Origin of the sequence: Sphingopyxis sp. PAMC25046, from assembly GCF_004795895.1 — a bacterium.
Lineage (GTDB): Bacteria > Pseudomonadota > Alphaproteobacteria > Sphingomonadales > Sphingomonadaceae > Sphingopyxis.
In genome coordinates this window covers 821,449-836,458 of sequence record NZ_CP039250.1, presented here as the reverse complement: position 1 = coordinate 836,458, position 15,010 = coordinate 821,449, and the positions used below count along the sequence as shown (strand labels likewise).

16 protein-coding genes are annotated in these 15,010 nt (G+C 67.4%); 6 read left to right on the top strand and 10 right to left on the bottom strand.

From position 1 onward, the window contains the following. Nucleotides 1-6: 6 nt before the first annotated feature. On the top strand, nucleotides 7-201 hold the full coding sequence (locus E5675_RS03845) for a hypothetical protein (RefSeq protein ID WP_136173416.1): 195 nt from the start codon (nucleotides 7-9) through the stop codon (nucleotides 199-201). 122 nt (nucleotides 202-323) lie between these two features. Further along, nucleotides 324-599 carry a hypothetical protein gene (locus E5675_RS03840; RefSeq protein ID WP_136173415.1) on the top strand — a complete coding sequence of 92 codons (276 nt, stop codon included), beginning with the start codon at nucleotides 324-326 and terminating at the stop codon, nucleotides 597-599. A 213-nt stretch (nucleotides 600-812) separates the two neighbouring features. On the opposite strand, the gene E5675_RS03835 is transcribed toward E5675_RS03840, so the two are convergent. Continuing rightward, nucleotides 813-1,445, bottom strand: a complete 633-nt coding sequence (locus E5675_RS03835; RefSeq protein ID WP_136173414.1) for a GNAT family N-acetyltransferase — start codon at nucleotides 1,443-1,445, stop codon at nucleotides 813-815. 166 nt (nucleotides 1,446-1,611) lie between these two features. Between E5675_RS03835 and E5675_RS03830 the strand changes: the two genes are divergently transcribed. Further along, nucleotides 1,612-1,953 carry a helix-turn-helix transcriptional regulator gene (locus tag E5675_RS03830; RefSeq protein ID WP_052182168.1) on the top strand — a complete coding sequence of 114 codons (342 nt, stop codon included), beginning with the start codon at nucleotides 1,612-1,614 and terminating at the stop codon, nucleotides 1,951-1,953. Between the two features lie 7 nt (nucleotides 1,954-1,960). On the opposite strand, the gene E5675_RS03825 is transcribed toward E5675_RS03830, so the two are convergent. Together E5675_RS03825 and lepA are read right to left on the bottom strand one after the other, a co-directional pair. Next, nucleotides 1,961-3,733 (bottom strand): hypothetical protein, encoded by a 1,773-nt coding sequence (locus E5675_RS03825; RefSeq protein WP_136173413.1) that lies wholly within the window; start codon nucleotides 3,731-3,733, stop codon nucleotides 1,961-1,963. 113 nt (nucleotides 3,734-3,846) lie between these two features. Then, complete coding sequence (gene lepA, locus E5675_RS03820) at nucleotides 3,847-5,670, bottom strand: translation elongation factor 4 (RefSeq protein ID WP_136173412.1); 1,824 nt, start codon at nucleotides 5,668-5,670, stop codon at nucleotides 3,847-3,849. Between the two features lie 593 nt (nucleotides 5,671-6,263). Here lepA and E5675_RS03815 point away from each other — a divergent pair. Further along, nucleotides 6,264-6,737: a hypothetical protein gene (locus E5675_RS03815; protein WP_210727605.1), complete on the top strand. Its 474-nt coding sequence runs from the start codon at nucleotides 6,264-6,266 to the stop codon at nucleotides 6,735-6,737. Between the two features lie 300 nt (nucleotides 6,738-7,037). On the opposite strand, the gene E5675_RS03810 is transcribed toward E5675_RS03815, so the two are convergent. From E5675_RS03810 to E5675_RS21385, 3 genes are read right to left on the bottom strand one after another with little or no spacing between them, the layout of a single operon-like run. Next, a complete protein-coding gene (locus E5675_RS03810; protein ID WP_210727604.1) occupies nucleotides 7,038-7,922 on the bottom strand; it encodes a transposase in 885 nt (294 codons plus the stop codon). Next, nucleotides 7,910-8,986 (bottom strand): HEAT repeat domain-containing protein, encoded by a 1,077-nt coding sequence (locus E5675_RS03805; protein WP_136173411.1) that lies wholly within the window; start codon nucleotides 8,984-8,986, stop codon nucleotides 7,910-7,912. The genes E5675_RS03810 and E5675_RS03805 overlap by 13 nt, the downstream gene beginning before the upstream one ends. A 54-nt stretch (nucleotides 8,987-9,040) precedes the next feature. Further along, the gene (locus E5675_RS21385; protein WP_161786524.1) at nucleotides 9,041-9,187 is read right to left on the bottom strand and encodes a hypothetical protein; all 147 of its coding nucleotides are present in this window, start codon (nucleotides 9,185-9,187) and stop codon (nucleotides 9,041-9,043) included. Nucleotides 9,188-9,360: 173 nt separating this feature from the next. Between E5675_RS21385 and E5675_RS03800 the strand changes: the two genes are divergently transcribed. Further along, nucleotides 9,361-10,311 (top strand): hypothetical protein, encoded by a 951-nt coding sequence (locus E5675_RS03800; protein WP_136173410.1) that lies wholly within the window; start codon nucleotides 9,361-9,363, stop codon nucleotides 10,309-10,311. Between the two features lie 85 nt (nucleotides 10,312-10,396). On the opposite strand, the gene E5675_RS03795 is transcribed toward E5675_RS03800, so the two are convergent. The 4 genes from E5675_RS03795 to argH form a co-directional block, all read right to left on the bottom strand. Continuing rightward, entirely contained in the window at nucleotides 10,397-11,185 is a 789-nt protein-coding gene (locus E5675_RS03795; RefSeq protein ID WP_136173409.1) for a bifunctional precorrin-2 dehydrogenase/sirohydrochlorin ferrochelatase, read from the bottom strand. A 2-nt stretch (nucleotides 11,186-11,187) separates the two neighbouring features. Further along, on the bottom strand, nucleotides 11,188-12,453 hold the full coding sequence (gene lysA, locus E5675_RS03790) for a diaminopimelate decarboxylase (RefSeq protein ID WP_136173408.1): 1,266 nt from the start codon (nucleotides 12,451-12,453) through the stop codon (nucleotides 11,188-11,190). A gap of 122 nt (nucleotides 12,454-12,575) precedes the next feature. Then, nucleotides 12,576-12,806 (bottom strand): hypothetical protein, encoded by a 231-nt coding sequence (locus E5675_RS03785; RefSeq protein ID WP_136176325.1) that lies wholly within the window; start codon nucleotides 12,804-12,806, stop codon nucleotides 12,576-12,578. Nucleotides 12,807-12,820: 14 nt separating this feature from the next. After that, nucleotides 12,821-14,230 carry an argininosuccinate lyase gene (gene argH, locus E5675_RS03780; protein WP_247594770.1) on the bottom strand — a complete coding sequence of 470 codons (1,410 nt, stop codon included), beginning with the start codon at nucleotides 14,228-14,230 and terminating at the stop codon, nucleotides 12,821-12,823. On the opposite strand from argH, the gene E5675_RS03775 reads away from it, so the two are divergent. Next, complete coding sequence (locus tag E5675_RS03775; protein WP_136173407.1) at nucleotides 14,202-14,822, top strand: TlpA disulfide reductase family protein; 621 nt, start codon at nucleotides 14,202-14,204, stop codon at nucleotides 14,820-14,822. The two genes, argH and E5675_RS03775, sit on opposite strands and share 29 nt — an antisense overlap. The last annotated feature ends 188 nt before the right edge of the window (nucleotides 14,823-15,010 follow it).

Sequence of the window (15,010 nt, the reverse complement as noted above, 5' to 3'; positions counted from 1 at the left end):
CGCGCCATGTCTATCACCGCGACGATCATGAACACCGCCACCGGCCAGCCGATCCAGAAGATGAGCTTCGGGCGCATGCCCAAGCCCTGGGCCAGCTTCAACCTCGCGACCGGCGAGCTGGTCACCGCCGAGCGCATCGACATCACGCCGCCCGCGCCGGGCAAGTTCGCGGCGACGGTTCAGGTGTGGGTGAAGGTCTAAACGGGAGGCTGACCACCCCGCCACAATAAAAACCATTTATTCCCAACAGCTTGACAATTTTGTTGCAACCCTATTGTTCATCCCGCGTTAAGCCCCCGAGTCAACTTTGGGAGTCACTCAATATGCGCAAGATGTTCATCACCCTCGCCGCCACCTCGGCCCTCGCTCTCGGCGCCTGCCAGAGCCCCGCAGCCGACAAGGTCGAGGATCAGGCCGAGGCCCAGGCCGACGCGATCGACGATCAGGCCGACGCGATGCCCGAAGGCGCCGCGAAGGAGGCCATGGAAAACAAGGCCGACGTCGTCGAGGAAATGGGCGAAGAAAAGGCCAACGCGATGGACGACAATGGCGAGATCGCCCCGTCCGAAACCGGAGTCGGCGACACGCAGAAGAAATAAGGGCTGCCTTCCCTAAAGGGCAGGGCGAAGGGCGCCGGTCGATTCCGGCGCCCTTTGTTTTGCGCGCCGCACTTTCGGCACGCGCTGTGATCGGCGTCACGCCAGCGCCCCGCAAAAAGGGTTAATGGCGCGTTCGGGACGAGCACACGCTTTCAGCGACCGCTAACGGACCACCCTCTCGCCGTCCCCAGCGACCCGGGGCGGCGGGGGGGACTAGCTTTCGAGTGCGCGCAGCACGGCCTGCACTCCCGGCGCGCCCGCGTCGGCACGCAGCGAATTGATCGCCGCCGCGACGTCGAGCTTATAGTGAGCGACACCCGCCGTCTCGCCCGCCCATGCCGCGCCGAGCGATTTGACCAGCCGCCGCGCCGGGGCATTTTCCGACAGCATATGGACCTCGAGCATGCCGAGTCCCTCGGCGCGGCAGTGGAAAAGCAGCGCCGCGGCCATCATCCGCGCGAGCCCCTGACCCTGAAATTCGTCGAGCACCGCGATCGAAAATTCGCCCACAGGACCGCCCGCCCGGTGCCGCACCGCATGAACCGCACCGATCGGCGGGCGCCCGGGGCATTCGCTGCAGATCGCGCCCCACGCGATGTGATCGTGCCCGTCGACATCGGCGAGCTTGCGCACCACCGCATCGGGCAGCACCGGTGCGGGCGAGAAAAAGCGAAGATAGCGCGATTCCGCTGACAATTTGGCGATGCCGTCGCGAATCAGCGGCGCGTCGTCGGGGGTGATCGTGCGCAGACACACCGCGGTGCCGTCGTTGAGCGCGCTATGCACCGCCACATCCTCGATCCGCGGCCGCTTTTTCGCCGCCGGCTGCCCGTCCCTACAGGTCATCGCAGTCTCCCGATGCCCCGACGATAGGCAGTGCAAGGCATCGCGGCAATCGTTGCACCGCCAAACCCTCAGCAATTTCTCCCGCCCGGCTCGGTGAAATGTTGAAAGCCGAACCATGCTTAACTTTGCTAATGTTGCGCCTCGAAGTCGAAAAGGTTGCGCCCCCGTGATCCCCGCCCACCCAGACATCAACCCGTCTTACGAAGTGCTGGGCGACCGCCTCGCGCGGCTGCGCCGAAGCCGGGGGCTGAGCAAGACCGATCTCGCCGACCGGCTCGGCGTCACCGTCACCTCGATCTGCTATTGGGAACAGGGTCGCTCGCGCCCGCGGCTGGCGCGGCTTCAGGCGCTCGCCGACCTCCTCGGAACCTCGCCGGCCGAGCTGCTAAGCCGCGACAGCGCGCCCGGCGGCGACCATCTCGCCGACCTCGTCGGCCGGATGCGCGCCGAAATCGCCCATGCCGCAGGCACCACCCCATCGAAGGTACGCATCACGATCGAGATGTAACGGCCGCCTACAGCCGGTCCATGCGCAGCCAGCGCCGGTCGCCGAGCCACGCCTTCGTCAGCGCCTTGCCCGCCGCCGCCGCCTCGAGCCTTTTGCCCTGCATAGCCTCGCTGCGCTGGAGGCCATAGAGCGCCCAGCCATTGTTCGGCGTCTGTGCCAGCGCGCCGCGGAACGCCTCGCTCGCCTCGGCATAGCGGCGCTGCTCGAACAGCGCGGCGCCCAGCGATTGTTTCACCGGGAAATACCAGTAGGGCGGCTCCTGATAGGGCAGCTTGGCCTCGATCCCGATCGCTTCGCGGTAGAAGCCTGCCGCCGCGTCGTGACGCCCCTCAGCCGCGGCAAAGCGCCCGCGCGCGACCGTTTCGGCGAGCAACACGAGGTCGGGGCCTGGAACCCCTTGGTCGACCATCGCCTTGAACGCGTCCGACGTCCGAAGCCTCGCCATCGCCGCCAGCTCGCCCTCGAACCCCTTGCGATCGCGCAGCTGCGCAAAGGCGGTGGCGCGCGCATAATGGCGCATCGCGCTCGGATAGGGCAGCCGCGCGTCGGGCGTCGGCATCGCGAGGATCGCCTTGGGCTCGGCGAATTGCGCCATCGCAAAGTAAGGCGCCGCGTCGATCGACTGGATCCACGCGATCGTCGCCGACGTGTCGGGGTCGAGCAGGCTCCGAAGCCGCCGCGCCTCCTCGATCGCGGTGCGAAGGTCGCCCGCCATCTGCGCCGAGGTCACGATGAAATGGACATTGTGCGGATAATAGCCGTAACGCACGAGCCCCTGATCGCCCGCATCGCGGATATAGGCCTCGTCCGCCCGCGCCGCGGCGACATTGACGCGGATCGAGTCGGCATGCCGCCCGCGCCGCTGAAAGATATGCCCCGGCATATGGACGAGGTGCGCCGCGCTCGGCGCCAACGGGTTCGCCAGCCGGTCGGCCGCCGCCTCGGCGCGCGCCGGGTCGGTCGATTCGACGAGGTGGATATAAAGATGGTTCGCCTGCACATGGTCGGGATTACGCGCGAGCACCCCCTCGACCAGCCGCACTGCCGCGCCGCTCCGCCCGACCGGCGTCTTCCCGTCGGCTTCCCAATAATTCCACGGCGTCGTGTTCATCGCCGCTTCGGCCGCAAGCACCGCGACATCGTCGTCGCCTGGAAAGCGCCGCGCGACGTCCAGCATCGCATCGGCATAGGCGGCGTCGAGCGCCACGCGGTCCTGCGCCGCATCGCGCGAATAGCGTAGCGCCACCGCCTCGATCAGCGCGCGCTCGATCGGCGTCGCGCCCTCGCGCAGCGCCATCGCGCGGTCCATCGCACCCAGCGCCGCGTCCCGGTCGCGCTCGTCCATCGGCGCGTTGATGTTCGGGCCCAGCGCCGCCGCCTCGCCCCACCAGCACATCGCGCATCCGGGATCGGCGCGCTGCGCCTCACGGAACGATCGCACCGCGCCCGCGTGGTTGAAGCCATAGCTCATCAGCAAGCCCTGGCTGAAATAGCGCCGCGCCCGTTCGTCGCGCGTCGTCACCGGAAAGCGCGATTTCGCGAGATCGGGATAGAGCGGGATCGTCCGCCCCGCGCTCGCCGGCGCGGCAACCGCTGCCGCGATCAACAACTCGTTCGCGAGCATCGCCCCCGCGCGCCGCGCGCCGCACGACAGGTTGGCGAGCCGGCTCGGGTCTAGCGCGTCGAGCGCCGCGACCGAAAAGCCCGGAATAGGCGGCGTGAAACTCGCAGTCGACAGGCCGATGGCGACGATCGCCGCAGTCTTGAACGGATGACGCATGACAATTCCCCTTCCCCAAGGCGAACCGAAGCAGCACGCGTTCCTTATCACGAAAGCTGGGGCGCCCAAACCCCGGGCTTTTCGCCAGTTTTTCGGGGCTCGATCTGTCGAGCCTAGGCGTCGTCCCCCATCCGCAGCGCGGCGATAAACGCCTCCTGCGGGATGTTCACATTGCCATATTCGCGCATCCGCTTTTTGCCCTCTTTCTGTTTTTCGAGGAGCTTTTTCTTGCGGGTCGCGTCGCCGCCGTAGCATTTGGCGGTCACGTCCTTGCGCAGCGCGGCGATGGTTTCGCGCGCGATCACCTTGCCGCCGATCGCGGCCTGGATCGGGATCTTGAACATGTGGCGCGGGATCAGGTCCTTCAAACGCTCGCACATGCCGCGGCCGCGTGACTCGGCGCTGCCGCGGTGGACGATCATGCTCAGCGCATCGACCGGCTCGTTATTGACGAGGATGCTCATCTTGACGAGGTCGCCGGCGCGGTGGCCGACCTGGTGATAGTCGAACGACGCGTAACCGCGGCTGATGCTCTTCAGCCGGTCGTAGAAATCGAACACCACCTCGTTGAGCGGCAGTTCATAGGTGATCTGCGCGCGGCCGCCCACATAAGTGAGGTTCTTCTGCACCCCGCGGCGGTCCTGGCAGAGCTTGAGGATCGGGCCGAGATATTCGTCAGGCACGTAAATCACCGCCTCGATCCACGGCTCCTCGATCTCGTCGATGCGGTTGGGATCGGGCATGTCGGCGGGGTTGTGGAGCTCGATCTCCTTCGCCGCTTCATTCTTCGTATGGGAAAGCTTGAGCTTGTACACCACCGACGGCGCGGTGGTGATGAGGTCGAGGTCATATTCGCGCGTCAGCCGCTCCTGGATGATCTCGAGGTGCAGGAGGCCGAGGAAGCCGCAGCGGAAGCCGAAGCCCAATGCGGCCGAGCTTTCCATCTCGAACGAGAAGCTCGCGTCGTTGAGGCGGAGCTTCTGGATGCTTTCGCGCAGCTTCTCGAAGTCGTTCGCGTCGGTCGGAAACAGGCCGCAGAAGACGACCGGCTGGACTTCCTTGAACCCCGGCAGCGGCGCCGCGGCGGGTTTCTTCGCGTCGGTAACCGTGTCGCCAACGCGCGCCTGCGCGACGTCCTTGATCTGCGCGGTGATGAAGCCGATCTCGCCGGGGCCGATCTCGGTCAGCTCCTCGCGCTTCGGCGTGAAGCAGCCGACGCGATCGATCAGGTGGGTGGTACCCGCCTGCATGAACTTGATCTGCTGGCCTTTTTTCAGCACCCCGTCGACGACGCGGACGAGGATGACGACGCCCAGATAGGGGTCGTACCAGCTATCGACGAGCATCGCGACGAGCGGCGCCGCGGCGTCGCCCTTCGGCGGCGGGATCTTGGTGACGATCGCTTCGAGGGCTTCCTCGATCCCGATCCCGGCCTTGGCGCTGGCGAGCACCGCGTCGTCGGCGGGAAGGCCGATGATATCCTCGATCTCTGCCTTCACCTTGTCGACGTCGGCGGCGGGCAGGTCGATCTTGTTGATCACCGGCACGATTTCATGGTCATGCTCGATCGACTGATAGACGTTCGCCAGCGTCTGCGCCTCGACCCCCTGCGCGGCATCGACGACGAGCAAGGCGCCCTCGCACGCGGCAAGGCTGCGCGAGACTTCATAAGCGAAGTCGACGTGGCCGGGCGTGTCCATGAGGTTCAACTCATAGGTTTCGCCGTCCTTCGCGGTATATTTCAGGCGTACCGTCTGCGCCTTGATCGTGATCCCTCGCTCCTTCTCGATATCCATATTATCGAGGACTTGCGCCGACATCTCACGCGCGGTCAGCCCGCCGGTGAACTGGATCAGCCGGTCGGCGAGCGTCGACTTGCCATGGTCGATGTGCGCGATGATCGAAAAATTGCGGATATGAGACATGGGCGTGGTCATGCGCGGCGCACTAGCAGGGGTTTGCGCCGCTGTCAGCAAGGGTCTTAAAGCCGCATGACCCCACATGCGCGAGGCGGTTTCGGGGCTTTGCGGCCCGTTCGACTGGCTCAGGGCAGGCTTAAGGAGACAAAGGATACGGACGTGCGGCGCGAAACTGTCTCCTTTGTCGCTTTAAGCGCGGGCCAAAGGTCGCGAAGGACGCCCACGACGTGCGTGGGCGAAAGATCGCAAAGGTCGCACCCGGCCGCGATGTTTGGCGCGGCGACGCGGCAGCGGTTTCGGACGAGTCAAAGAGCCGGAAAGGCGAGGCTGGCATGGCAGGATAATGTAGGAAAGGGGTTTTTCGCGCGGAGACGCGGAGCGCGCGGAGGGGCTTGCCCAGGTTCGCGATGGCCGCCACTGCGGGTTGACGCAAGTGCGACGCATCGGGGGCGAAAAGACGAATGGATATTACTGCTTGCCTTAAAGAAGTGCGCGATTTCGAGTGCATCCGCGACGGAGCCATCGCGTGAGCCTGTTCGATACCTTGGCACGCGCCCCGCACTGAGGAGGACGTCAAGGACGCCTATATCGCGGCGCTTGGTCTCAAGGGCGTGTTCAAGGGGCTGGTTGATATCCAGACTCCCGAAATCTGGTTCGAGGCGAAGGAGGCCTCTACACCGCCGCTGCTCATGTTCGCGCAATTGCTCGTCTATGTCCGCGCGGCGCGCAAGCGGGGCGAGGCGATCCCCGGTTTCCTTTGTGTGATCGACCGCGAGAAAGCGGCGCTCGAACTCGGAGTGAAGCGCGAAGCGGATTATGCTGTGCTGTTCTTCGCCGACATCATGCACGATGGCCGCAACGAAGCGATGCGCAATCTGCCAGCGCGGTTGCTGTTCAGCGGCGATAAGCCGGTGTTTATTATCGGTTCCGAGCAATATGAGCTCGCCAGCGAACGCGGCCGATGCCGGGTGGTATCAAGTGCGCCGCGCGCTCGAAGCCTATGGCGATACCGAATTGACCGATTTCGATCCGTTCAAGGCCGCCTATACCGCGCTCGGCGAAAAGCTGCGGCCAATGGTGTATGAGCTGGGCTTCCTGCCTGAGTAGGCACCGGCAACATCCTCCAGCGTTTCGCCGTAGTCCTCCCTGTCGCGCAGCGATGGGGAGGTGGCAGCGCCAGCGCTGACGGAGGGGCTATAACGCAACGTCATTGCCCCTCCACCACCCTTCGGGCGGTCCCCCCTCCCCATCGCTTCGCGACAGGGAGGACATCTTTATCATCGTCACCCCGGACTCGATCCGGGGTCCCTTCAGCCGGCGTCGAAATATGGACACCGGATCAAGTCCGAGGACGACAGGCTCGAGAGCCTCAGCGATCGAGAGGATCAGAGCGCCAGCCACCGCCTACAATCATCGCGCACCCGCGCATCGCTATCGCACATGCCCCGCTCCAGCACCGCGGCCCTTCCCGCGCCCTCCTCCACCGCCGCCAGCGCGGCAATCGCATTCGCCCGCACCCGCGGTACCGGATGCGCTTTCGCGAAATGGTCGGCGATGTCCTTGCCGTTTTCGGTCAGATGCACCGCGCAGCGGAGCAGCATTTCGCTGCTGGTCAGGGTCGGGCGCCTGGCGATCGTGCCCGCGTCGAGATCGACGATATATTGGTCGCGCCAGGGGACATGCTCGCCTTCGTCCATGATGTTGAGGCTGACCGACAGGCTTTCGGGCGGGAGCTGGCTGTGGATGTCGCGGTGGGCGCGGTAGAGGAGCATTTTGCCTTCGTCGAGCTGGCTGCGCTCGACGAATTGCAGGTTCAGCGGCTCGCCGAGGCGGCCGTCGACGGCTTCGGGGTCGTAATCATAATAGTCGCTGACATAGCCGGGGCCGAAATAGCCCGTCGTGAGGAAGCTGAAATTATGGTCGTGGGGGACGCCGTAGGAGAAGGCGGCGGCGCCGCTCGCGGAATAGACCGCGTCGGTCGCGGCGGGCCAGAGGTTGGCGCGGAGGTAATAGCCGCGCGCGCCGCGGTGGAGGAGGAAGACCTGCGCCGAATAGCGATTGATTTCGAGCTGGTCGGCGTAGCTTGCCTTGAGCGCGGCGATGACCTGGGTTGCGAGAAAGTCGCGGTTGCGCCCGAGCCCGGCGAGGAGGGCGGCGCAATGCGCGACGCTTGCTTCGCCGGCGAGGTCGACGCCGCTTTCGTCGAGGCGCGCTGCGACTTCGGCGAGGTCGAGCGCGGGGCCGGCGGGCGGGTCGATCAGGCGGGGCATGACGCGCTTAAGCCCTCCCCTTCAGGGGAGGGTTTGGGTGGGGCATGTTCGCCGGCATGGACCGAAACAGGCCCTCCCCAACCCCTCCCGCCAGCGGGAGGGGGGGTTAAGAGCGTCAGCGTTGCCGCGGCGGCACGGCGCACCTCGGGATGCGGATCGCTCGCCGCCATCGCCGCGAGAGGCGGGTGCGCGGCGGCGGGATCGAGCGCGACCAGTTCGCGCATCGCGTGCCAGCGCGCGGCGAAATCCGCGGCCTTGGTTTCGGCGGCGAAGAGCGGCGCGGCGTCGGTGCGGCCGAGGTGGCGGAGAAGGGTCAGCGCCATCGCGCGAAAGCTGCTGTCGCGGCGCGAGGCGCTGATATGGATCAGCCGGCCGGTCGCGACGTCATAGGCGCGTATGGGGAGCGGAGACGGCGGTTGCACCGCGAGTTCGAGCAGCAATATGTCGCGGCGGGCGCCGGCGAGGCTGTAGCTTTGGCGCGCGGTGTCGAGGTGGATGAGTTCGCCGGGACCGAGCGCGCGCGGCGGGTGGCTGTGGCACGGCGCGGCGGCGGCGGCGGTGAAGCCGCCCGCTTCCTCGGCTTCGCTGACCGCCACCTCGTGCGCGACGAGCGCGGCGCCGCCGCTTGCGAGGACGCGGATCGCGGCGCGGCCGGGGACGAAGACGGCGGTCGCGGGCGACGCGATGCAGCTGCCCGCGGGGCGGACGAGGAGCGTCAGCCGAACGCCGCCGCGATCGGCGAGGACGAGCCCGCCCGGGCCGCCATCGCCGCCGCCGACGAGCCGTAGCGGCGGGCGCGTGAAGGGGTCGGCGGCGAGGAGCGCGAGCGCGGCGTCGAGGCGGGCCTGCAGCCATGTCGTATCATCGAGCCATGCGAGGAGGCGCGCGACCGCGACCGCCGGCGCAGTGCCCAGGGCCGCATCGATCGCGGCGAACAGGCCGCCGGGCGCGCCATCGGCGGTGCGCCACGCCGCGTCGGCGGCGGCGACCGCTTCGCCGATGCGCTGGCGGCGCGCGCGGTCGGTGCGGGGGAAATGGTCGTGGCGCGAGCGGGCCGCTATCATATGAAAAGCGCGGGGACGGGGACGGAACGCGCCGCCGCCCGCCCCCGCCCGCGATCAGTCGTGAACGATCAGCGCGATGGTGACCGCGATCTCGAAGACCGACGGCCCCGACGTGACGCTTTCGCCCATCAGCGACCCGAACAACCCGACCGCGGTATCGAGCAACGGCAACGCGGCGATATCAATGGGCGGCAGTTCCATAGTCCCCCTCCTGTTCTGACCGGCGACGCGACCTGCCGCCGCGGTCAGGGCTAGGCGGGCGTGCGCCGATCGCCGAGTTAACTTTGCGTAATTTGCGTATGTCGTCGGTCGAAGCGCGGTTGCGGCGCCGCGCCCGCGGGATAGGATGCGCCGTCACAACCGGGAGATTGTTCATGCGCCGCGCCGTCCTCGCCGCCCTTTCCGGCGTCCTCCTCGCCAGTCCGGCGGCCGCCGAAACGCTCCTCGTCGGCAACAAGGGCGAGGATACGCTGAGCGTCATCGCGCTGGGTAGCGGCGCCGAACTCGCGCGGCTCCCGACGGGCAAGATGCCGCACGAGATCGCGATCTCCCCCGACGGCAAGCAGGCGGCGGTCGTCGCTTATGGCGGGACGACGATCGATATATTCGACGTCGCGAAGCGCATCAAGCTCCGGACGATCGACATCAGTCCCAACCAGCGGCCGCACGGACTGCTCTGGCTGGCCGACGGTCGGCTCGTCGCGACCGCGGAGGGCAGCGAGTCGGTCGCGGTCGTCGCGCCGGGCGGCAAGCTGACCTCGATCGCGACCGGGCAGAAGGGCACGCACATGATCGCCGTCGCGCCCGACAATCGCACCGCCTATACCGCCAATATCGGGTCGGGGACGGTGAGCGTGCTCGACCTGAAGGACGGGAAGAAGCTGCGCGACCTGGCCGTCGGCGGCAAGCCCGAGGGGCTGGCGCTGACGAAGGGCGGGCGCGAGCTGTGGGTCGGCGACCTCGACGCGCCGCGCGTGTCGATTTGGGATACGCAGGCGGGCGAGACGATCGCCGAATTGCCGGTCGATCCGGTCGCGATCCGTGTGCTCGCGAGCCCCGACGGCAGGCTCGTCGCGACGAGCAATATCGCGTCGGGCACGATCAGCCTGTTCGACGCCGAAACCCGCGCGCCGCTGAAGACGATCAAAGTGTCGGGCGACGCGGCGAAGGGACAGGTGACCTTGCTGTTCAGCGCCGATTCGAAGCGGCTCTATGCCGCCGAGACGGGGCACGACAAGGTCGCCGAGATCGACGTCGCTACGGCCAAGGTGCTGCGCCGGATGGCGGCGGGCAAGCAGGGCGACGGGCTGGCGATCGCGCCCTGAACCGTTGCGCTGTTTTGGGATGGGGAGCGGACGGCGCTACTCCAACCTCCGGGGTGACGATGCAATAAAGGTCTGCCTTCGGCCGCTAGCTGTCGTTAGGAACCGTTGGCATATCCAGCCATAGCGACAAGCCCGCGGGCGAGTTGGCGGGCGCAGAGTCCGCGAGGTGGCGCACCGCATCGGCGCGCGCGCGGTCGAGGATCGCCGGCGCGACGGTCGCGGAATGGAAGACATGGTCGGCCTCGCCGAGCAGGCGCGCGGCGCGCAGCGTCAATTCGTCGGGGTCGGCGCTCGTCAGGCGGATCGTTTCGAGGCGCGATGACGATGCGGGCGTTTCGTCCGCAAGCCAGCCATCGACCTTGTCGACCGCATCGCCGTCGAGCGGATCGAGCGCGCCGCCCGGCGCGAGCGCGGCGTCGATCGCGCGGCGGCGGCTGGCGGCGTCGGGCCAGCGCGCCTTCATCGCCCCCCGCGCCGCGTGGAGCGCCGATGCGAGCGCGCCCAGCCGCGCGGGCAGCAGAGCTTCGATGCGCTGCCGGATCGCTTTCGCGAGCCCCGCCGATGCACCGCCGGTGCCAATCGCGATCGTCAGCGGCGCGCGGTCGACGATCGCGGGGGTGGTGAAGTCGCAAAGGTCCGGGCGGTCGACGACGTTGACGAGCAGCCCGCGCGCGCGCAGCGCTTCGGCGGCGACGCGCGCTTCGGTTTCGTCGTCGAGCGCGACGAAAGCGATCGTCGCGCCTTGCTCCCACCCCGTGACGACCCGGCCGCCGGCTCGGGCGATCAGCCGCGCCTTGGCGTCGGCGGCTTCCCCCTCCCCGACCAGCACGACCGTGCGGCGCGCGAGGTTCAGGAAGATAGGAAGCTGCTCCATCGTCAGTCGATCCAGTCGGGGACGCGCTCGGCGGCCATGATCGTCCCGGCAGCGATGCGGTCGGCGACGACGACATAGCGGTCGCCGTCGACGAGCACCTCGGGAACGAGGCTGCGACTGTTATAGGTCGACGCCATCGTCGCGCCATAGGCGCCCGCGCTGCGGAAGATTGCGAGGTCGCCCGACTCGACCTTGTCGATCAGCCGGTCGCGCGCAAAGGTGTCGCCGGTTTCGCAGACCGGGCCGACGATCGAGGCGGTCATCGTCTCGCCCGAGGGTTTCACCGCGGCGAAATCGTGCCAGGCATCATAGAGTGCGGGCCGTGCAAGATCGTTCATCGCCGCATCGACGATCACAAAGGGATGCGTTGCGCCGGGCTTCACCCACAAGACTTCCGTCAGCAACACCCCCGAATTGCCCGCGATGATGCGGCCGGGCTCGAACATCAGCGTGACGTCCCAGTCGCGGGTGACCCGCGCGACCATCGCGCCATAATCGGCGGGCGACGGCGGAAGGATATTGTCGCCCGCGCGATAGGGCACGCCAAGCCCGCCGCCGAGATCGACATGGGTGATGCTGTGCCCTGCGGCGCGAAGATCGGCGACGAGCTCGCCCACGCGCTTGAACGCCGCCTCGAACGGCGCGAGGCTGGTGAGCTGGCTGCCGATATGCACCGCGACGCCGCGCAGATTGAGACCCGGCAGCGCCGCGAGGCGCGCGAAGATTTCGGGCGCGACGTCGATGCCGACCCCGAACTTGTTATCGGCCTTGCCGGTCGAGATCTTGGCGTGGGTGCCCGCATCGACGTCGGGGTTGACGCGCAGCACCGCGGGCGCGGTCATTTCCTTGCGCAGCGCAATCTCGGCAAGCGCGACGCCCTCGGGTTCATGCTCGATGTTGAACTGGCCGATGCCGCGGTCGAGGCCGAGCGCCAGCTCGGCGCGCGTCTTGCCGACGCCCGAAAAGACGATGTCCTCGGCCGCCATGCCCGCCGCGAGCGCGCGTTCGAGTTCACCGCCCGAGACGACGTCGGCGCCATAGCCCTGCCGCGCGAGCACGCGCAGCACGCCGAGGTTGGGATTGCTCTTGATCGCGAAGGCGAGGTGCTTTCTGGGCACATCCTTCAACCCGTCGCGGAACGTCTGCGCATGGCGCTCGAGCGTCGCGCGCGAATAGACATAGACGGGAGTGCCGATTTCCTCGGCAATACGCGGCAGCGGAATATCTTCGGCGTGCATCACGCCGTCACGAAGTTCAAAATGGTCCATCGAAGGAAAGTCCTGTTTATCATGTCCGTTCGCATCGAGCGAAGTCGAGATGCCCCGAAGGTCAGAGCCACACCGATGGGTGTCTCGACTTCGCTCGACACGAGCGGATAAACTAGCTTTGCTCAGCCCGGGGGCGGCAAGTCGAAATCGTCGGGTTCGCGTTGTTCGGATCGTTTGAGAAGTTCGTCGCTGCGCGCGGGCCGGGCCTGCGCGTCAGGCGTCGTAAGCTCCTCCGTGGTCGGGGCGCGGGTCGCGCCGACGGGAATGACCGGGGCAGGCTGGCCCGCCACCGGCTTCAGATCCTGCTTGCTGCCGCAAGCGCCGAGCAGCGCGGTCGCAACCAATGTCGTCATGACGAGGTGGTTCTTCACCGTATATTCGTCCCTTCGAGCGCCGCGCGGGCCGCGACGACGGCCTGCCTTACCCGTTCGGGCGCCGTGCCGCCATAGCTCATGCGACTGGCGACCGACGCTTCGACGGTGAGCGCGGCGAGTACATCGGGCGTGACCGCCGCATGGATTGCGGCGGCGTCGGCCGCGGGCAGCGCCGACAGTTCGACGCCGAGTTCCTCGGCGCGCTTGACGCAGGCGCCGACGACATGATGCGCCTCGCGGAACGGCAGGCCGTTTTCGCGCACCAGCCAGTCGGCGAGGTCGGTCGCGGTCGAATAGCCCGATGCGGCGAGCGCGCGCATCCGGTCGGTGCGGAAGGCCAGCGTTTCGACCATGCCGGTCATCGCGGCGAGCGACAGGGCGAGCGCATCGAAGGCACCGAACACGGTCTCCTTGTCGTCCTGCAGATCCTTCGAATAAGTGAGCGGCAGCCCTTTCACGATCACCGCCAGCCGCTGGAACGCGCCGAGCAGCAGCCCCGCGCGCCCGCGCACCAGTTCGGCGGCGTCGGGATTGCGCTTTTGCGGCATGATCGAGCTGCCCGTCGACCACGCGTCGGGCAAAGCCACGAAACCGAAGGGCTGGCTCGCCCAGATCACGACCTCTTCGGCAAGCCGCGACAAATGGATCGCGGCGATCGACGCCGAGGCGCAGAATTCGAGCGCGAAATCGCGATCCGAGACCGCGTCGATGCTGTTCGCCATCGGGCGGTCGAAGCCGAGCGCCGATGCCGTCGCGTCGCGATCGAGCGGAAAGCTGGTGCCCGCGAGCGCCGCGGCGCCGAGCGGCGATTCGTTGAGGCGCGCCCGCGCATCGGCGAAGCGCGAGCGGTCGCGGCCGAACATTTCGACATAGGCGAGCAGGTGATGGCCGAGCGTCACCGGCTGCGCGACCTGCAGGTGCGTGAAGCCCGGCATGATGCTGTCGGCATGTTCGTCGGCGCGCGCGAGCAGCGCGGCCTGGATCGCCCTCAGCCCCGCATCGATCCGTTCGCACGCGGTGCGCGTCCACAGGCGAAAATCGGTCGCGACCTGATCATTGCGCGAGCGCGCGGTGTGGAGCCGCCCGGCGGCTTCGCCGACCAGCTCCTTCAGGCGCGATTCGACGGTCATGTGGATGTCTTCGAGCGCGAGATCGACCGGAACGCCGTTCGCGGCAAACTCGTCGGCGATCTGTGCGAGGCCGCGGTCGATTTGGGCGGCGTCCTCGGCGGCGATGATTCCGGTCGCGCCGAGCATCGCCGCATGCGCGCGGCTGGCGGTGATATCTTCTTCCCAAAGGCGCTTGTCGACGGGGATCGATGCGTTAATCTCTTGCATGATCGCCGCGGGTCCGCCACCGAAGCGGCCGCCCCACATGCTGTTACTGTCCGGAGTATTCGCCATCCGCCGCGTCCCGAATCCGTCCCTTGCGATCCTCGCCGTGTTTCTGGCCGGATCGATCGCGGGCTGCGATAGGGAAAAGCAGCCGGACGGGCAAGCGGCGCAGGGCCAAGCAAATGTTTCGGCGGGCCAAGCGAAGGGTATCGACCAGTTCGAATATGTGATCGATCGCAGCCACAAGGGCGAAGCGGCGCCCACCGCGGCGTTTCGCGGTCCCGACGACGCGCCGGTGACGCTGGCGTCGTTCCGCGGCCAGCCGCTGCTCGTCAACCTGTGGGCGACCTGGTGCGCGCCGTGCGTCGCCGAAATGCCGACGCTCGACGCGCTCGCGGCGAAGAATAGCGAAGCGATGCGCGTGATCGCGGTCGCGCAGGATCTGAAGGGCGCCGAGGTCGTCGACCCCTGGTTCCAGAAGGCGGGGCTGAAGGCGCTCCAGCCCTATATCGATCCCGAGAACGGCCTGCTCGACGCCGCGAACAGCGCGCTGCCGACGAGCATCTATTACGACGCCGAAGGCCGCGAAATCTGGCGGGTGATCGGCGCGATCGACTGGCAGGGCAAGGAAGCGGCGGCGCTGTTGGCGGAGGGTGCTTGATCCTCCCCGTCGCGTAGCGATGGGGAGGTGGCAGCGCGAAGCGCTGACGGAGGGGCGATAGCACTGACGTCGCGGTCCCTCCACCATTCGCTTCGCGAACGGTCCCCCTCCTCACGGCTTCGCCGCAGGGAGGATTATGACGCAAAGAAAGGGCGGGTGCCCATGACACCCGCCCTTCCCTGCGACCC